Genomic DNA, 18,613 nt, shown 5'->3' on the forward strand with positions numbered 1-18,613 from the left:
GCCGCGCCCGGTCCGCTCAGCAGGGGTCGACGGGCACGGTCCATACGAGGCGCGTGCCGCCATGGCCAGAGCCCTTGTGACCACGCGCCTCGACCGTCATCCGGCCGCCCAGGGTCTCCGCTCTCCCGGCGAGGTTGTCCAGGCCGCTTCTCGGACTGTCCGGTGCGATACCGACCCCGTTGTCCGAGACGGCCAGCGTCAGCCCGTGATCGCGTACGACGAGGGACACCTCCGCACCGGTGGCGCGCGCGTGACGTGCGACATTGCTCAGCGCCTCGCCCAGGACGGCGACGACGTGGTCGGCGACCGCCGACGGCACATCCGTGTCGATGAGCCCTTCCATACGCAGCGACGGGGTGAAGCCGAGGGAGCGTACGGCCTGTTCGACCACCTCGGTGGCGCGGACCCGCAGGCCCTGCCGGGTACGCCCCGTGTCGTGGGCGCGCAGACCGAAGATCGTCGAGCGGATGATCTTGATGGTCTCGTCGAGATCGTCCACGGCGCGCAGCAGCCGTTCGCGCGCCGCCGGATGGTCCACGAACCGCAGGGTGCTCTGCAGGGTCATGCCGGTGGCGAAGAGCCGCTGGATAGCCAGATCGTGCAGGTCACGGGCGATCCGGTCGCGGTCCTCCAGCAGGGTGAGCTGTTCGGCGGAGCGCCGTCGCCCGGCGAGTTCCATCGCGAGTGCCGCCTGTCCGGCGAAGGCCAGCAGCGGCGCCGTCTCGGCCACGGTGAACGGGACCCTTCCGCGGAGCCTGGCCAGCAGCAGCACTCCGCGCACATCGTCCCGGGCGACCATCGGCACCGCGACGGCTGGCCCCAGACCGCCCCACCGCGCGGGACCGGCGGCGCTCCTCGGATCGGTCTCGACGTCCAGGCTGATCAGCGGCTCTCCCGCGTGCAGGGCGGCCCCTACGAACGAGCCCTTCCGCGGCAGCACCAGTCCGTTGTGTGCCTCGGCGTCGACTCCGGTGGCGAACGCGATCCGCAGTACGTCACCGCCCTCGCCCGGCAGCGCCAGCGCCCCCAGGTCGACGGAGAGGATACGGCGCGCGTGGTCGACGACCAGGGGAAGCACCTGGGTCTCGTCCGCTCCGGACAGCAGACCCGCGACGATCTCCGCGTTGGCCTCCAGCCAGTGCTGCCGGTCCCGGGCCTTCTCGTACAGCCGCGCGTTCTCGATGGCCACCCCGGCGGCCACGGCGAGGGTGGACAGGACGGTCTCGTCCTCGTCGTCGAAGTCCTTGCCGCCCCTCTTCTCGGTGAGGTAGAGGTTGCCGAACACGGTGTCACGCACTCTGATCGGCACGCCGAGGAACGAGTGCATGGGCGGATGGCTGGGCGGAAACCCGTACGACTCCGGGTGGTCCGAGATCTCGGAGAGCCTCAGGGACTCGGGGTGACGGATGAGCTCGCCCAGGATTCCATGGCCCTCGGGCAGCCGGCCGATGGCGTCCATCTCGTCCGGTGTGAGGCCGACAGGCAGGAAACGGGAGAGCGTCATCCCCTCGCCGATGACGCCGAGCGCGCCGTACTCGGCGTCCACGAGCACCACCGCGGCCTCCACGATGTGCCGCAGCACCTGTGACAGATCCAGCTCACGCCCGACCGAGAGCACGGCTTCGAGCAGACTCTGCATCGATTGCGGCGTCCCGTGCCGGACAGCGTCGAGCTGGGCCTGCAACTCCTCCGGGAGGACGTCCAGCCGTCTCGGGGCACCATCGGCCCATCTGTTCCCGTCGTCGCCCACGGTCCCTCCGTCGCGGCCGGGCTTCGGACCGCTGACCGGCCGCACTTCCACCGTAAGGGCTGACCGGAGGGAAGGCTCGGACAGACGGCCGGAGACAGAGGGCCGGGGCCATGAAGGGCTCAGGGGAAGGGCCCGGAGGGAGGGCTCAGACCCGGTGGCCGTGGTGCACCTGGATCCGGCGCCCGGTGACCTGCGTGGGGCTGATGGCGATCCACAGGCCTCGGTCGCCTCCGGCCCAGGCGGTGGTGTGTGCCAGCTCCTCCAGCCGCCGCACCCGCTCGGGCTCGGTGACCGGCTGTGCCTCGCCGACGACGAGAACGCTCCAGCCCTGGCTGAACGCCTCGTCGATATGGTCCACCTCGAAGGCGACCTCGTGGCCGACGGCCGCCGCCGGGGCGGCGTCCGGAGCGGTCCTGTACGCCACCAGATCGCCGTCGACCGTGTAGTTCACGGGAAAGATCGCGGGCTCACCGTCCCGTGTCACCGCCACTCTCCCCACCCCGTGGGTGGACAGCAGCGTCCGGGACTCCTCGGTGCTCAGCGTGATCAGCTCGGGGTGGTATCCGGCCGTCCCGATTCCGGGCGGAAGGTCCGTCGTGGCGCCGGTCAGCTCCGGGACGGTGGTCTCCAGCGCGTCGGCGAGACGCAGCAGGAAACCGATTCCCGGCGCCGCTGGGTGCTCCTCCAGGTACTGGATGTAGCCGGGAGCCGAGCCCGCCCGTACGGCCACGTCCTCGCGCGTCAGCCCCAGTTCCTGCCGCCGCGCCAGGACCCGCCGGCCCAGGTCCGCGCGGTGCGGGACCGGGCCCCCGGGCTGGAAACCTTCGTCCGTCGTCCTGCCGGTGGTCCTGTCCGTCATGGTGGCTCTCCCGCGGGTCGGTGGTGTTCCTCGTACGCCCCGGCCTGTGGCACCGGGGGTGGCGCCGGGGGTGGCACCTGGGGCTGTGCGCGCCGGCGTCTCAACGCTCGCTCCGGTGTGACCACTTGGGCTCGACCTCGGCCCATTCCTTCTCCCACCGCGCGTCGAGCCGACGGTCGAGCGACCGGTGGAACCCCACCGCCGCGCCGCTCACGACTACGGCCGCCGTGCTCGCGGCCACGATCCCGGCGGTCACTCCGCTGGTGAGGCCCACGGACGAGTTCTCCGGGGGCAGGGTGATCCGGTCCGCCCGGTCCACCCAGACGCGGATGGGCGCCCCCTTCTTCTGGCCCTCGACAACGACGGTCCTGCCGGTGTGTGTCCCGCTCCCGTCGGTCCAGGAGACCGGCGCGCTGCCCACCGCGCCTCCTGGGACCGAGCCCGGTACGAGACGGCTCGCGTTCGCGGTCAGATGGGCCGTGACCTGGTGCTTCCCCAGGTTCTGGGAGTGCGTGATCCCTTGGTAGTGGTCATAGGTGAGGGTGCCCGCCCCCCATCCCGCGAGCGGCAGGCCGATGATCAGTACGACGATCAGGAGCACGTTCACGAAGAGCCGCAGCCGGTCGGCCGGCCGACGCAGCGGATTGTCCTTCCTGGCAGCTCGCGGGTGTCCCGCCCGGCGCTTCCGGTGGTTCCCGGGGTCCCGTGGATCCGGCGTCCGCATGGTCCGGCCTCCTGAAGCTCGACTCGATGAGTTCCGCGTGGTGTCCCTGGCCCGCCCCTCACGTCTCGTACACCCGGCACGCCCCGTACGCCCCGTACGCGCTCAATGCCCCGCACGCTGCGCACTCGGGGACAGATGTTCCGTGAGCCATTCACGGGCCAGATCCGCCACGGCTTCGAGAGCACCTGGCTCCTCGAAGAGATGGGTCGCCCCCGCCACCACGTCGAGACGGTGCTCGCAGTGCATACGTCCGGCGGCCCGGCGGTTCAGGTCGAGCACCTGCGTATCGGCGCCACCCACGATGAGCAGGGTGGGTGCCCGTACGTCGGTGAGCGCGTCGGCGGCCAGATCGGGACGGCCGCCGCGGCAGACCACGGCCTTGATGTCCGCGTGCGGCTCGGCGGCGGACAGGAGCGCCGCCGCCGCGCCCGTACTGGCCCCGAAGTAGCAGACAGGCAGGGCGTGTTCGGCTCCCAGCCACGCGGTGACCAGGGTGAGCCGCCGGGCCAGCAGCGGGATGTCGAAGACATTGGCCCTGTCGCGTTCCTCCTCGGGGGTGAGCAGATCGAAGAGCAGGGTGCCGAGGCCCGCCCCGTTCAGCCGCTCGGCCACCGACCGGTTGCGGGGGCTGTGGCGGCTGCTGCCGCTGCCGTGGGCGAAGACCACCACGCCCGGCGCGCCGTCCGGCAGTGTCAGATTCCCGGGCAGCTTCCGGCCGTCGACGGTCATCTCGACTTCCCGTTCGAGGGCGGGTGCGACGGGCGGGGCGTCATCCGTGCGACCGCCTCCGGTCCCCGTACCCTCCATGGCGCTCTTCGTGGGGCCCCCGGAGGAGGCCAGGCGGTCGTTGAGCAGTTCGATGACCTCGGCGTCGCTGGTCTGGGAGAAGTCCGTGTACCACTGGCCGACCGAGCCGAAGTAGTCCGGCGAGTACAGACACACCACCTCGTCTGCCTCCCCGCTCAGTTCCGCCACCGCTCCGGGCGGGGCCACGGGTATGGCCAGCACCACCTGGGCCGCACCGCGTGCCCGCGCCACCTCGCAGGCGGCGGACGCGGTGGAGCCGGTGGCGATGCCGTCGTCGACGATCACCACCGTCCGCCCGGTGAGAGCGGTGGACGGTCGCTCCGCGCGGTAGGCGCGAAGGCGCCCGTCCAGCGCGGTCCGCTCGGCCAGTTCCACCGCGGCGCGCTCGCGCGGCCCGAGCCGGGCGGCCCGGACCACATCGTCGTTCAGGATGCGTACCCCGCCCTCGCCGATGGCGCCGAACCCGAGCTCGGGCCTGGACGGCACTCCGAGCTTGCGGACGGCGATGACATCCAGTGGCGCGCCGAGCACCCGCGCGACCTGGTACGCCACGGGGATCCCGCCACGCGGCAGCCCCAGCACCACAGGGTCGTCGAGCCGCAGCCGGGCCACTTCTCCGGCGAGCTGTATCCCGGCGGTCGTTCGATCGGCGAAGCGCATGCCCGCCTCCTCTCCCGAAGCCCCGACGTCCCGAAGTCCCGAAGCCTCGAAGCCTCGAAACCCCGACGTCAGAGCACCGGCATCGGTACCCCCACTCACCGGACCACGCGAACCATCCGCCCCGATAGGGGCCAAGAGACCCATGGGGGTACCGTCCGGCCCTATCCCCGGCGTGACCGCGGTTGCCGATGGGGAACCGCTCCCCGATGCTCGGACTCAGGGTCGCCCGCGCGGCGGGCAGGGCCTGGAGACCTGCCGGAGCGCATCCGCCATCGAAACCGTCTCGAAGCCGTCTCGAAGCCGTCATGGAGGCAGGACGCCATGAAGGACGACGCCATGAAGGACACACTCGTTCCCGGTCTCCTGGAGACGCTGCCCGCCGCCGAACGCCGGCGGCTGACCGAGGCGCGGCCGGGCGTCGAGCTGGCGTCCCGCCCGATGCTGGCCACCCTGAGCGACCGCCGGGAGTTCGACGACGAATGGATCTTCGAGCGCAAGCTCGACGGGGTCCGTGTGCTGGCGGTGCGGGACGCGGCCGGCGTACGCCTGCTGTCCCGCAATGGACTACGGCTGAACAGCACCTACCCGGAGATCGTGGACGCCCTCGCCGCACAGGACCGCGCCGACTTCACCGTGGACGGCGAGATCGTCGCCTTCACGGACGGCCGTACCGACTTCGCCCTGCTCCAGAAGCGGATGGGGCTCTCCGACGCCCGTCGGGCCCGTGCCACCGGGGTGGCCGTCACCTACTGTCTCTTCGACCTCCTGCGACTCGACGGCGCCGATGTCACCGGACTCCCGCTGCGCTCACGCAAATCGCTGCTCCGCAGAGCCCTGGTCCACCGGCCCCCACTGCGCTTCATCACGCACCGCAACCACGGCGGCCAGGAGTTGCTGGACGAGGCGTGCGCCCGGGGCTGGGAGGGGCTGATCGCCAAACGGGCCGCCGGCCGCTACCAGCCACGCCGGTCCCCCGACTGGCTGAAGCTCAAGTGCCTGCGCGCCCAGGAGTTCGTCGTCGGGGGCTTCACGGAACCATCCGGGTCCCGTATCGGCTTCGGAGCGCTGCTCCTCGGGTACTACGACGGCGGTCAGCTGCGCTACGCGGGCAAAGCCGGTACGGGGTACGACCGCCGCACCCTGCTGGAGCTGCGCCGTCGGCTCGACGAACTGGCGACGGACCACTCGCCGTTCGTCACCCCGGTCCGTGAACGCGCCCCGCACTGGGCGCACCCCCGGCTCGTCGCCGAGATCGAGTTCACCGAATGGACACGGGACGGGATGCTGCGCCACCCCCGGTTCCGCGGACTGCGCGACGACAAGGATCCGGCCGAGGTGGTACGGGAGCGAGCCGCGTGACCGGCGAAACGCCACTCACGCGCCCGGCCCCACCTCGCCACTCAGGCACGCCCCGCCCCGCCACTCACCGTTGACAGGGGCTCGGCGATGTCCTCCAGCGCCCGGCCCTCCGCCCGAACCGCGAGGAACGCCGCCACCAGCCCCGCCGCGCACATGAGTCCGGCGCCGATCCGGAAGGCGAGCGCCGTGTCCCCGACCACCCCGGACGCCGTGAGTTCCGCGAAAACCAGCGGGCCGCTGATACCGCCCGCCGCCGTACCGAGCGCGTAGAAGAACGCGATCGCCATGGCGCGGGTCTCCATCGGGAAGATCTCGGAGACCGTGAGATACGCGCTGCTGGCGCCCGCCGACGCGAAGAAGAGCACCACGCACCAGCACGCGGTGAGTGTCGTGGCCGTCAGTGAGCCGCGGTCGAAGAGCCAGGCGGTGCCGAAGAGCAGGACGCCGGACAGCAGATAGGTGCCGGAGATCATGATCCGGCGGCCGACGGTGTCGAAGAACCTGCCGAGCAGCAGCGGGCCGACGAAGTTGCCCGCGGCGATGACCGCGAAGTAGTAGCCCGTGTGCCCCGTCCCGACGCCGAAGAACGTCGTCAGGATCGCGCCGAACCCGAAGGTGATCGCGTTGTAGAGGAACGCCTGCCCGATGAAGAGCGACAGGCTCAGCACCGCCCGCCTGGGATACCGGCGGAAGACCGTCCTGGCGATGAGGCCGAAGCCGATGCTCTTGCGCTCATGGATCGTGATCTCGCGGGCCGGCGGGGGGAGTTTCCCGTGTTTCTCCGCCTCGATGCTCCGTTCGACGGAACCGACCAGCTTCTCCGCCTCGTCGCCGTACCCGTGGATGAGCTGCCAGCGAGGGCTCTCCGGTACGTGCCGGCGTACGAGGAGGATGACCAGGCCGAGGACGAAGCCGAGCCCGAAGGCGAGGCGCCACCCCAGGTTCTCGGGGAGGAGCCCGGTGTTCAGCATCAGGATGGACAGCAGCGAACCGCCCACGGCGCCCAGCCAGTAGCTGCCGTTGATGATCAGGTCGACACGTCCCCGGTACGCGGACGGGATCAGCTCGTCGATGGCCGAGTTGATGGCCGCGTACTCGCCGCCGATACCGAATCCGGTGAGGAAGCGGAAGAGGAAGAACCACCAGGCGTCGAAGGACAGCGCGGTCATCGCGGTCGCGCCGAGGTAGACCGCGAGGGTCACCATGAACAGCTTCTTGCGGCCGTAACGGTCGGTGAGCCGGCCGAAGAACAGCGCGCCCGCGCATGCGCCCGCCACGTACAGCGCGGCGGCGACGCCCGTGACCTGTGCGGATGTGATCGCCAGACCGCTGCCCGGCTCGGACAGACGCCCGGCGATATTGCCGACGATCGTTACTTCGAGGCCGTCGAGAATCCAGACCGTGCCGAGACCGATCACGATCATCCAGTGCCAGCGCGACCAGGGCAGCCGGTCGAGCCGGGCCGGTACGGCCGTGGTGATGGTGCCCGGCTCCGGTGCGGCAGGCGGCGTCATCGCTTCCCTCCCGCCATCGCGTACGTCCGTGCGTCGCGTCACGTACGTCGCACGGAACCACTATCCGACGGCGGCCGCCCCCGCGCCGGTTCTGCCGCGGACGGACAGCCAGCGCAGGGAGGCCAGTCCGAGCCCCGTCATCATGCCCTCCAGCCTCGGGTCACCGGTGGAGTCCATGGAGCAGGCCGCGGCCAGGAGGAAGCCCGCCTGCGCCGAGATGAGCACGTCGACCGCCTCGGGGTCGACACCGGTCAGCAGCGGATGGCGCGCGGCATACGGTTCCGGATTGATTCCGGAGAGCGCCACGCTGCTGAGCAGCATCACCACATCGGCGTACGCGGGCCCGATCCAGGCGTGCGGCCAGTCCACGACGACGACACGGTCGTCGGCGAGCAGGACATTGAACGGGTACAGGTCTCCGTGCGTGAGGGTGTCTCCCGCGGTCGCCTCCCCGAGTCGCGCCTCCAGCGACAGGTGTTTCTCCAGTTCGCGGGCGGCCCCGGGCGCGATCTCGGTCAGCTTCGCCAGCGCGCGGGGATGCTTCGTCAGCCGCTCCCAGCCGCCAAGTCGTGGCGCCGGGAGGGCGACCGGGAGACATGGCGCGGGCGTGAGCCGGCCGGCCAGATCGGTGAGGGCGTCGAGGACCCGCTCCAGTTCGCTCTCGCGCCACGGCTGCGCGGGAAGCGTTCCCTCGATGTCCTCGAAGACGAGCGCCACCCATTCGCCGTCGTCGTAGGAGCCCAGCAGCCGCGGCACGGGCACCCCGGGCGGCAGCGCGGCCGACACCGCGCCCTCCCGGCGGTGGAACGCGCCTACGGCGGTCGCGGCGACCGTATCGACGGCCTTGGCGAACGCCCTGCGGCCGTCCGACAGTTCCAGCCGGACGGCGAGGCCGTCGGAGAATCCACCCTGCTGGCTGGTGGCCGCGGTCACGGTGCCCTGGAGTACGGCCTCGATCCCCGCCTTCACCGGTCGCGGCAGGCGCTCCCAGGGGATACGCCGGCTGCCGGTATGAGAGGGAAGAGGCACAGGTGTGCCCCAGGGAGTGTGGTGGGTCGGCATGGAGCGAGCCTAACGGAGCGACCGATGCCGTACGGACCGGACGGGTCACTCGATTCGCCGTACTCGATTCGCCGTACGACGCGGCCGGTGCCTCGGGATGTCGATGCCTCTCATCGAAGTCGAGGTCATGCCACGGCCGTTCGCCGGACACGGCCCGGCGGCTCCCGCTACCGACCGCCGGTCCGGGGGCGGGGCGGGGACCCGGCCCCGGCGCCGGTCGCGGAGCCGGAGGAGGCCACCGCCACGCCGTAGGGGCTGTTGCCGAGCGTGAGTGTCGCGGTGACCTTGAGGGTCTTGGGGTCGATCACCGTGAGGGTGCCCGCGCCCTGGTCCGTGACATAGACCGCGCGCGAGGTGACCGCGATGTTGAACGGGTCCGTTCCCGGCGGGCCCACATTGACGGTGCCCGTGACGCGGTGGCTGCCGGTGTCGATGACCTTGACGTTGCCCGGGCCGAGGACGGCGACGTACGCCTTCTTTCCGTCCGGTGCGAGGGTCACACTGAAGACCCCCTCGCCGACCGGCACGGTGGCCGTGATCTTGCCGGTGCCGGTCGAGATGACCGAGACGCGGGCCGTCGTCTCGTTGGCGACATAGACGGACTTCCCGTCCGGGGTGACGGCGACCCCCACGGGCGAGCGGCCCGCCGGGAAGGTACGGATGGCCCGGTGGGTACGGGTGTCGATGCGCGAGACGCTGGCCGAACCGGAGTTGGCGACATAGGCCGTCCCGCCGTCGTGGCTGACGGTCACGGCCACCGGGGAGACACCGACCGGGATGGTCGCGGTCACCCGGTTGGTCCGGGTGTCCAGTACGGAGACGTTGTTCGAGCCTCCGTTGGCGACGAAGAGGGTGGATCCGTCCGGGCTCAACGCGACGCCGCTGGGCTTCTTGCCGACCGGAACGGTCGCGACGATCTTCTTGGTCCGGGTGTCGAGCGCCGAGACCTTGGCCGATTCGCTGCCCGCGATATAGGCGCGCTTGCCGTCCGGGGTGACGGCGATGCCTTCGGGGCCGGTCCCGGCCGGCACGGTCGCCACGATCTTGTGGGTACCGGCGTCGATCACGGAGACGGTGTTGTCGAGTTGGTTGGTCACGTACACGTACTGCCCGGCGCCCGGTTGTCCGGTCGCGGAGGCCGCCGCGACCGGGTCGCGCGCCGCCGTCCCGGCCGGGGAACAGGACATCAGCAGGAGCACCGCGCCCGCGCCCAGGACCGGCCGGAGCACCTTCTTGCACGGTCGGCCGACGGGGTGGGCTCGGGTGCGGCGGGCGGAACGCATGGCGCCTCCAGGGTTTTGGGCTCAGGGGTCGGGGGGTCAGGGGGTCAGGCGAGCAGTTCACGGGCGTAGTAGTCCTGCTCGTCCCGCACGCCGGGGACAGCGAAGAAGTAACCCCCGCCTCGTGGGCTGATATAGGGCACCAGCGCCTCGCCCTCCAGGCGGGTCTGCATGGTGATGTAGGTGTTGAGTTCGCGCTGGAAGCAGCAGAACGCGTGCCCCAGATCGAGGCCGCCGCGAACGTCCGGGCTGCGGTCGTAGTCGTAGCTGCGCCGCAGAATGGCGCTGGTCGCCGCCGTCTGCGGAGTCTGGGGATTGGCGAGGCGGACATGGCTGTCCAGCGGGGTGATCAGGCCCTGTGGATCGTTGGTGTAGATGGGGTCGAGCAGGTCCGAGGCGTTGGGGTCCTGGGCGTACAGGGGGGCGCCGCTGACCTTGCGGCGGCCGAAGATCCGCTCCTGTTCCGCGACGGGCACCTGTTGCCACTTCTCGACACGGAAGTGGACGATGCGCAGCACCTGATAGGTGCCGCCCACCGCCCAGGCGGGTTCGTCGGTGCGCGGCTGCGCCCAGACCTCCTGGTTCATCTGCGCGACGTTGGTGACGTCCGGGTTGGAGATCCCGTCCTTGAAGCCGAACCAGTCCCTCGGTACGCCGACGGGACGCGGCGGATTGCGCGTACCGTCGATGCGCCAGCGCGGTTTCATCGCTCCGCTCGTATGGGCCAGGAGGTCGAGCAGCGCGTACACCGTGGTGTCGCGGTTGGTGGCGCACACCTGGACCAGCAGATCGCCCTGGGACAGCGCGGGATCGAGGTCGTCGTGGGCGAAGGGCGTCATGGTGACGAGCTGGACGGGCTTGCGCGCGGCCAGTCCGAAGCGGTCGTCGAAGAAGCTCGCGCCGAGGGCGACGGTGATGGTGAGGTCGTCCGGTACGACCTCGGGGCCCAGGATGCCGGTGTCGGACGGCGGTGAATCCGGTGGCGTCTTCGGCGGTGTGCCGCCCTGGGTGAGGAAACGGGCCCGCGTGGTGAGCGTACGGAACAGATCGGTGAGCGCCTTACGGTCCGACGCGGTCACGTCGAACGACACGAAGGTCGCGTCGCGCTGAGGAGGGGTGGCGATACCGGCCTGGTGCTCGCCGTGGAACGGAATCGGCTTGGCGCGTTCCACCGTCTTCTCGGCGCCCGGCGCGACATGGGAGGCCGCGGCTCCGTGGACCGTAGCACCGTGGGCCGTGGCACCGTCCAGCAGGCTGACGCTCGCCGCTCCGGCGAGGCCGGCCGCGACGGTGGTCTGCAGGAACGAGCGCCGCGCGAAGAAGCCCGCCGGACACTCCCCGCCGAACCGCGCGCCTTCCGCGCCGGGCGATCTGTCGTCAGTCATGCGCTGCCCTTCTGGAACGAGAACGCTGCTGTGGAGGTACCTGCCGTGTCCGTGCGGAAGGCTGATGTCCGCGGTGTCACCGGGGTCGCCGGGGTCACCGGTGCCACCCGAGTGCGGGAACCGAGGGGTGACGACCGTCCGGCCCGCGACGGGCGCCATCGGGACAGGTCCAAACTCCGTGCGGAGTGGGCGATTTCGAGGTGGGAACCGCGTCGAACCGCGATGCCGTTGCCTTCAGTGCCCAGTGCCCAGTGACCGCTGACAGCGCACTGACCGTCCACCGAGGACCGATTAGCCGGTATGCCCGGTTCGTACCGCCCTTTGCGCTGAAAGTACCCGACGGTCCGCTCCCCCGCCATCGAACGCCCCCCGGGCAACCGGGCAACCGCCCGGAGAGCGCGCCCGCACCGGAAGCGAAGTCAGGCGCGGGAGGTCGGTGCCCGGTCCGGGGCCCACGTCCAGCACGGTCCGGCCCGGCCGGGCCCGTGCGGGCCGATCGGGTCATCCGTTCTCGTCCTCCCCCTTCACCTCTTCTCCGTCCCGTCCCTCCCGCGGCCTCAGTCTCGCCATTTCCGCCGGCGCGAGCCGCTCCACCACCTCCGCCAGCGCGACGCACGCCTGCTCGATCTTCAGCCGGGTGTTCTTCTGCTCGGTGACGACCGCCGCCACCAGCAGCGAGGTCAGTGCCACCGAACCGTTGAGCACTTGAAGGCTGACCAGCCGTTCCGTGAGGCTGTGGTGGGCGAAGGCACCTTTGCCCTCGTTCGCCTCCAGGATCACCATGACGGAGACGAACAGCGCGTACGGCGCGCTCCCGGCGAGCTGGAAGCGCAGCGCCGCCCAGATGAGTACGGGGAAGAACAGGAAGATCAGGGTGAGTGACATCGTGATGGCCAGCGGGGTGATGATGAGGGCGGCGAGCACCACGGCCGTCCCCTCCACCCAGCGGTCGGGCCGCAAGGGCAGCCGGATACGGCAGATGAGCAGCAGGAAGGGCGTGACCAGCAACACCCCCATGGCGTCGCCCGCCCACCACGCCAGCCAGGTCGGCCAGAAGCCCACCGGGAGTTTGCCGTTGAGCACCAGCATGCTCGTACCCACCGTCGCGCTGATCATCATCCCGGCCAGGGCGCCCAGGAACACCAGCGCCACCCCGTCCCGCAACCGGTCCAGCTCGATACGGAAGCCCACCCGCCGCAGCAGCAGATAGGAGCAGAGCGGTCCGAGAGTGGCGCCCGCCATGACCCCGGGCGCGACGGCGTTCAACGGATCGAGCGTCACGAGGTGAAAGAGGACGCCCAGCGTGATCCCCGGCCAGACCCCGACGCCCATCAGGAACAGGCAGGTCAGCGCGATACCGGTGGAGGGCCAGAGGGGTGAGACCGCCGCGCCCTCGACCCGTACCACGCCCTCCAGCCTGCCGACGCACGCGCCCGCGTAGTAGGCGACGGCGACGCCGAGGATCCGGAGAAATGCCACCGACAGACTCCGGATCTTCTCTCTGCGCGCCACAACAGCCATCAGACAATGTCCCCTGCCCGCTCCGGCCATGACACGCACCGTCGGAGCGCAGACGTCACCCTCTCCCGGCTCCACACGCACCGGACTCGTCCGCGCTTCGGTGGCTCGCCCGGCACGCTTCCCGCCGCCCCGGGAGGGAAGGCCTTCGCCGGTGGCGGGGGGCTCGTCGGGTCAGCCCTCCTCGAATATCCGTTCATCCTCGTAGACGAGGCTGTCCGAGTCGGTGCAGGTCGCCAGCGTGGCGGCGGATACGACGCGCAGGCCCAGCTGTTCCGCGCGCTCGCCCAGTTCGGTGCCGCCGCAGTCCGCGAGCACGAGAGTGAACGCCTGCTTCTCGTCCATGATGTACGGCTCTCCGTAGCCCAGTTCCGCCGCCGCCTCGGGGTCGCTCCGCGCGATCTGCCACGCACGGTGCATCAGGAGTCCGGGGTCCTCGATCACGAGCTGATGAGTCTCGATGACAGTGACGGCCAGCCGGGCCGTGGTGGAAGCGGGGGTACGGGCCGGGCGGCAGGTGACGCGGGCGGGGTCGACGGCATGGGCGGGGCCGGGGAGGCTCGCACCAGCACCGGATACAGAGCGTGACAGAGCGGACATCGGTGGCTCCTGTCGAGGAAGGATCAGCGGGCGCCCGTGGTGAGGGTGGCCCAGGACCGGGCGCGGTACGGGCAGGGGAGTGCGGTGGTCCGCCCGTGGTCGGCCGCCAGCGCGGCGATGACCTCAAGGCCCCTGCCGTGGTCGCCGGCCAGTTCATGCGGACGGCTGCTCTCGGCCGGTCCCCCGTCGTCCACGGCGATACGCACACTGCCGTCCGGACGCCGTTCCAGATGAGCGCGGATGGGGCCGCAGGCGTGCAGTACGGCGTTGGTGACCAGCTCCGAAACGACCAGCAGAGCGTCATCGACGATGTCGTCGCGGGCCGGATGCGACCAGTCGGCCAGCGCGGCGCGGGCCCACTGCCGGGCCCGTCGGCATGAGTGGTCGCCGCGGTCGAGGCTCAGGGAGGTCCGACGGGCGTCACTCCGGGAGGACTGATCGTTCCGGGAGGACTGACCGTCCTGTGAGGACCGGTCGTCCCGTGACGTCTGGCGCACGACCCACGCGGTCCGCCGGGCGGAGACGCAGCCGAGGAGCCGGGCGCCGCTCATGCCGGCAAGCGGCCCGCCTCGGACTTCGATCGGTCCGCTCCCGGAGGATGCGGCTGGGGCAGATGGGGACATACTCATCACTGTCGGAGCACCGTGCCGGATATGCAACGTGCGAAGTGCGCACGGTGAGCAAGATGCGCACGCTGTCGCACACCGGGAGGACCCGGGAGCAACGGACCGCACCGGGAGCACCGGGAGCACCGGGAGCACCGGAGAGGGGGCAGATCATGAGACCGAGATCCGGCCCCACGGTGCACCACGCGGTCCTGGCCGCCCGGCTTCTGGCGCTGCGCGTGGGCGCCGGTCTGTCCCTGACCCAGGCGGCGGAGGCGCTGGGCGCGCACCGGACGACGGTCATGAGAATCGAACGGGCCGAGACGGCGCTCGACGCGGGCCAGGTCCGGACACTGCTTGAGGTTTACGGGGCCGGCCAGGAGGAGATCAGGCAGTTCCTCAGCGAGCTGGCCACCGCCAATCTGCCGGGCTGGTGGCACCCGTGGCGGGACGTGATGGACCCGTGGGCCCTGGACCTGATGAACGTGGAATCCGCGGCCCGCATGGTCCGTGTCTGGCATCCGGCGCTGGTGCCCCCTCTGCTGCGCACCCCCGCGTACGCCAGGGCGGTGGAGGACGCGCTCGGCACAGGCCGTTCACCGGCCGATCGCGCCAGACGCGTCGAACTGCTGACCGAGCGCCGGGGCCGGCTGGCGGAGCGTGGGGCGCGGATCTGGTCGCTGATGACGGAGGCGGCGCTGCGTACGCGCGTGGGCGACGGGGGCATCATGGAGGAACAACTCGCCGCGCTGCGTGAGGCCGCCGCCCGCCCGGACGTCATCCTTCAGGTCGCACGGCTGACCGATCCACCACATCCGCTCACCGGCGTGGCCGCGCTGACGCTGTACCGGGTGGATGTGCCCGAGATTCCGGACCATGTGGTCCGGGAGAGCCCCGTCGGACCGGCCGACGTCTGGAACGACACCCGGACCGTGACGGCGTACCGGACACTCATCGACCAGGCGTGCGCGGCAGCCCCGCATCCGTCGACGCCGCTTCCGTATCCCGTGCCCGGTGCCCCTTGACCGAGCCCCGTTACCTGACCACCCGAACCCGACCATCCGCGTCTGACCATCCGCATCTGACCACCTGTTTCTGACCACCTGTTTCTGACCAGTGACCGAAGGGATCCCCCCGTGCCGGATGAGACTCCGCGTCGTATCGACACCTCCGTTCCGCACTCCGCGCGCATCTGGAACTACTGGCTGGGCGGCAAGGATCACTTCTCGGCCGACCAGGAGGCCGGGGACGCCTACCGTGAGGTCTTTCCCCTGATCGAGACGTTCGCGCGGGAGTCGCGCGGCTTCCTGCGGCGCTCCGTCACCTATCTCGCGGCTGAGGCGGGGATAACGCAGTTCCTCGATCTCGGCGCCGGGCTGCCGACGGTGAACAACACGCACGAGGTCGCGCAGCGCATCGCCCCCACCGCGCGCGTCGTGTACGTGGATCACGACCCGCTGGTCCTGCTGCACGTACACGCGCTGCTCACCTCGACCGCCGAGGGCGCGACGGCCTATATCGAGGCGGACATGCGGGACACGGACGCGGTGCTGTCGGGTGCGGCGGAGACCCTCGACATGTCGCGGCCGGTCGCGCTGGTCATCTCGGACGTGCTCGGCCACATCGTCGATTTCGACGAGGCACTCGCCCTGGTCAAGCGGCTCGTGGACCGGCTGCCGTCCGGCAGCCATCTGGCCCTGAGCCACGCGGCGGCCTCGGACGAGGGGCACGCGGCGGCTCAGGACACGTACAACGCGTCCGGGGCCGTCCCGTACATCCTCCGCACACCCGAGCAGATCGCGCGGTTCTTCGACGGGCTGGAGCTGGTCGAACCGGGGGTGGTGTCCTGGCCGCACTGGCATCCCGACGCCACCACCACATCGGCCGCCGAGCGGGGCGGATGGGGAGGCGTCGCCCGTATCCCCTGACCACCTGACCGCTGGCTGTCTGACCACCTGACCACCTGACCAGGCACCCTCCCCCGCCGGGCCGCGTCCAGCGCATGCGCGCGTACCGCATCTCGCCGAAGCTGTACGGATGGACAATGACGGGCTGGTGGCGCGCCGGCTGATCGAGGCGGCGGCCCGCTCGGGCGCCTCGCTGATCGCGGAGGCCGCCGCCGCGGTCTCCGGTTGGGCGGTCCTGGTGGATCCGGCCAAAGGCGCCGTCTACAGCTCGCCGGAACGCGCGGCCGCGGCGGGGACCAGCGCCGCGGCAGGTGCCGTGAGCGCGGCGGCGCGCCCGGGCAACGGCGACGGCGGCAGCGATACGACGGTCCGGCAGGTGGTGGGCGCGGCACTCGTGGTCCACGCCGGTCCGGACGTCTCCGCACGCCGGGTCGAGCTGGTGACCCGGACCACGGCCGGGCTGCTGGAAGTACGTGCCCGCCGCGCCGAAGAGCTCACGAGCGCGGAGATGCGGCTGCACGCCGTGGTGACGCGCCTGCTGCTGCGGGGCGAAACCGGTCTCGTGGCAGAGGTCATCGGCGGTCTGACCTCACACGCCACCGTCTACCGGCTCTCCGGCGGGGCGGATCCGCACGCCGCGTACCAGGCGGTGTGGCGCGCGCTGCTGCCCACCGGTGCCCGGCAGGGCGCGGCCACGCTGATCACCCTGCTGGACGGTGAAGTGGTCGTCGTGGCCCTTCACGACGCCGCGCGGGATGACGGACGGGTCCTGCGGCTCATCGCCCGCTCGGCGGAGCGGCACGGGCTGCTCGGCGGGGTCGCGGACCCCGCGCCGCTCGACATGCTGGCCGCGGCCTTCACCGAGGCCGGGCAGGCCCGCGCCGGGGCGGCGGTGGGCCGCCGTCTGGTCCCCGCGGCCGGGCTCGGAGACCGTGCCCTGCTGCGGATCATCCCGCCCGACCGGCTCGCCGTATGGGCATCGTCCCTGCTGGGCCCGCTCACACCGCCCGAGCGCCAGGCGCTGGAGGGATGGCTGCGTACCGGGTCGGTCGGGGCCACGGCACAGATGCTGGGGATCTCCCGCGGCACCGCGCGCTCACGGCTGCGGGCGGCGGGCGAGCGGCTGGGAGGTCTGGACACGCCGCTCGCCCTGGCGCAGCTCTCCTTCGCGCTGCGCGCCCCGGCCGCCGGGCCCACGGAGTCGGCCGGGTCCGCCGGCGCGGGCCCGCCCGCCGCGCTCCCCACGGAACTCGTGGACGCCGCGTCGGCGCGCCGTTGGGCCACCGAACTGACCGAACCGCTCGACACACCGCAACGGATCGCCTTGCGCGTCTGGCTCAGTCATCTCGGCAGCGTCGCCCCGGCCGCCGGGGAACTGGGCCTGCACCGTACGACGCTCCGGCGGTGGCTGGAGCGGATCGGCCGGCTACTGGACGTGGACCTGTCGTCCGCCACCGTCCGCGCGGACCTCTACCTCGCGCTGGAAACCCTCGCCGGCCCGGACGACTCCCCCGGCGCACTGCCACGCCGGGGAGGCCGTACGTATCAGCGGCCGGAGACTCCCTGAGGACGGTGCAACGCCCTTGCACAGCGGCCTCGTCACGCTCTGTACGGCGTTACCCCGGTGGCCACGGCCAGAGCATCCACGGCGCTCCCGCCTCGGTCGCATTCCATGTCACGGATCACAGATCGCGGATCGCGGATCGCGGATCGTCGAGCACTCCGCCCATGGCCCTGGTACGGAGGCGACCTGCCCCGTACCAGGAAGTATCGGGTCGATCGCCCTCGGAATATCCTCCGGAGCAAGGGAGTTGGCAGCGAGGTACTCACCGATTCCCCCGGCCCGGGGGTCCGAGACCGGAGCAGACATGACCACCGACACGACCCGTGGCACGGACCGCTCGTTCCTCTTCGTCCTCGGCAGTTCCCGCCCCGACGGCAACACGGAGATCCTCGCACGGGCCGCCGCCCAGCAGTTGCCCGCCGGTGTCCCGCAGCGCTGGGTGGACCTGGCCCAACTGCCGCTGCCCGACTTCCAGGACGGACGGCACGAGACGGCCACCTGGCCGGGCGGGGAGAGCGAGGAGACACTGCGGCAGGCCACGCTGGAGGCGACCGACATCGTCATCGCCTCGCCCCTGTACTGGTACACCCTCTCCGCGCAGACCAAGCGCTACCTCGACTACTGGTCGGGCTGGCTGACGGTGCCCGACTCGGACTTCGCGGAGCGGATGGCGGGCCGGACCCTGTGGGGGGTGACGGTCATGTCGAACGACGACGAGACCGTCGGCGACGCGCTGGTGACCACCCTCAACCACTCGGCGGCGTATATGCGGATGCGATTCGGCGGGGTGCTGTTCGGCAACGGTTCCCGGCCCGGTCAGGTACGGGACGACGAACGGGCGGCACTCCGCGCCAAGACGTTCTTCCAGCGTGAGGCCCCGCTCGCCCGGTTCCCCTAGGTCCTGTCTTCAAAGTAGCGCCGTCTGCCCGGAGGGCGGGCTCGGCGGCGGTCGGTGCGTGCGATCGCAAGGCGGAGGGTCGCCCCAGTACTGGATGTACTGGGGTGATCCCGACAACGCG

General features: G+C 71.2%; 16 protein-coding genes. 5 read left to right on the forward strand and 11 right to left on the reverse strand.

Translation table 11 applies throughout. The features are described from left to right. Positions 1-16: 16 nt before the first annotated feature. The 4 genes from ACFRMN_RS15505 to ACFRMN_RS15520 all read right to left on the reverse strand — a co-directional run bounded on the left by ACFRMN_RS15505 (position 17) and on the right by ACFRMN_RS15520 (position 4,800). The gene (locus tag ACFRMN_RS15505) at positions 17-1,750 is read right to left on the reverse strand and encodes a GAF domain-containing protein (protein ID WP_383019021.1); all 1,734 of its coding nucleotides are present in this window, start codon (positions 1,748-1,750) and stop codon (positions 17-19) included. Positions 1,751-1,895: 145 nt separating this feature from the next. Continuing rightward, complete coding sequence (locus ACFRMN_RS15510; protein WP_383019023.1) at positions 1,896-2,609, reverse strand: helix-turn-helix domain-containing protein; 714 nt, start codon at positions 2,607-2,609, stop codon at positions 1,896-1,898. A gap of 100 nt (positions 2,610-2,709) precedes the next feature. Continuing rightward, complete coding sequence (locus ACFRMN_RS15515; protein WP_383019026.1) at positions 2,710-3,333, reverse strand: hypothetical protein; 624 nt, start codon at positions 3,331-3,333, stop codon at positions 2,710-2,712. A 102-nt stretch (positions 3,334-3,435) separates the two neighbouring features. Beyond that, positions 3,436-4,800 carry a phosphoribosyltransferase family protein gene (locus ACFRMN_RS15520; protein ID WP_383019028.1) on the reverse strand — a complete coding sequence of 455 codons (1,365 nt, stop codon included), beginning with the start codon at positions 4,798-4,800 and terminating at the stop codon, positions 3,436-3,438. 321 nt (positions 4,801-5,121) lie between these two features. Here ACFRMN_RS15520 and ligD point away from each other — a divergent pair, with 321 nt between their 5' ends. After that, entirely contained in the window at positions 5,122-6,159 is a 1,038-nt protein-coding gene (gene ligD / locus ACFRMN_RS15525) for a non-homologous end-joining DNA ligase (protein WP_383019030.1), read from the forward strand. A gap of 41 nt (positions 6,160-6,200) precedes the next feature. Here ligD and ACFRMN_RS15530 read toward each other — a convergent pair whose 3' ends face one another. From ACFRMN_RS15530 to ACFRMN_RS15560, 7 genes are all read right to left on the reverse strand, one after another. Then, positions 6,201-7,673: an MFS transporter gene (locus ACFRMN_RS15530; protein ID WP_383019032.1), complete on the reverse strand. Its 1,473-nt coding sequence runs from the start codon at positions 7,671-7,673 to the stop codon at positions 6,201-6,203. Between the two features lie 60 nt (positions 7,674-7,733). After that, positions 7,734-8,735 (reverse strand): aminoglycoside phosphotransferase family protein, encoded by a 1,002-nt coding sequence (locus ACFRMN_RS15535; RefSeq protein WP_383019034.1) that lies wholly within the window; start codon positions 8,733-8,735, stop codon positions 7,734-7,736. 167 nt (positions 8,736-8,902) lie between these two features. Further along, complete coding sequence (locus ACFRMN_RS15540; RefSeq protein ID WP_383019037.1) at positions 8,903-10,018, reverse strand: beta-propeller fold lactonase family protein; 1,116 nt, start codon at positions 10,016-10,018, stop codon at positions 8,903-8,905. A gap of 44 nt (positions 10,019-10,062) precedes the next feature. Beyond that, complete coding sequence (locus tag ACFRMN_RS15545) at positions 10,063-11,400, reverse strand: Dyp-type peroxidase (RefSeq protein ID WP_383019040.1); 1,338 nt, start codon at positions 11,398-11,400, stop codon at positions 10,063-10,065. Between the two features lie 501 nt (positions 11,401-11,901). After that, on the reverse strand, positions 11,902-12,921 hold the full coding sequence (locus ACFRMN_RS15550) for an MASE1 domain-containing protein (RefSeq protein ID WP_383019042.1): 1,020 nt from the start codon (positions 12,919-12,921) through the stop codon (positions 11,902-11,904). A 171-nt stretch (positions 12,922-13,092) separates the two neighbouring features. Continuing rightward, positions 13,093-13,518, reverse strand: coding sequence for a hypothetical protein (locus tag ACFRMN_RS15555; RefSeq protein WP_383019045.1), 426 nt, complete (start codon positions 13,516-13,518; stop codon positions 13,093-13,095). Positions 13,519-13,541: 23 nt separating this feature from the next. Then, positions 13,542-14,069 carry an ATP-binding protein gene (locus ACFRMN_RS15560; RefSeq protein WP_383019047.1) on the reverse strand — a complete coding sequence of 176 codons (528 nt, stop codon included), beginning with the start codon at positions 14,067-14,069 and terminating at the stop codon, positions 13,542-13,544. A 227-nt stretch (positions 14,070-14,296) separates the two neighbouring features. Between ACFRMN_RS15560 and ACFRMN_RS15565 the strand changes: the two genes are divergently transcribed. From ACFRMN_RS15565 to ACFRMN_RS15580, 4 genes are all read left to right on the forward strand, one after another. Beyond that, positions 14,297-15,148, forward strand: a complete 852-nt coding sequence (locus ACFRMN_RS15565; protein ID WP_383019049.1) for a helix-turn-helix transcriptional regulator — start codon at positions 14,297-14,299, stop codon at positions 15,146-15,148. Between the two features lie 111 nt (positions 15,149-15,259). After that, positions 15,260-16,051: an SAM-dependent methyltransferase gene (locus ACFRMN_RS15570; protein WP_383019051.1), complete on the forward strand. Its 792-nt coding sequence runs from the start codon at positions 15,260-15,262 to the stop codon at positions 16,049-16,051. Between the two features lie 109 nt (positions 16,052-16,160). Then, positions 16,161-17,597, forward strand: a complete 1,437-nt coding sequence (locus tag ACFRMN_RS15575) for a helix-turn-helix domain-containing protein (protein ID WP_383019054.1) — start codon at positions 16,161-16,163, stop codon at positions 17,595-17,597. A 301-nt stretch (positions 17,598-17,898) separates the two neighbouring features. Beyond that, the gene (locus ACFRMN_RS15580; protein ID WP_383019056.1) at positions 17,899-18,492 is read left to right on the forward strand and encodes a flavodoxin family protein; all 594 of its coding nucleotides are present in this window, start codon (positions 17,899-17,901) and stop codon (positions 18,490-18,492) included. Positions 18,493-18,613: the final 121 nt, after the last annotated feature.

The sequence above is a fragment of the Streptomyces sp. NPDC056835 genome (assembly GCF_042789485.1).
In the GTDB taxonomy this organism is placed as follows: domain Bacteria; phylum Actinomycetota; class Actinomycetes; order Streptomycetales; family Streptomycetaceae; genus Streptomyces.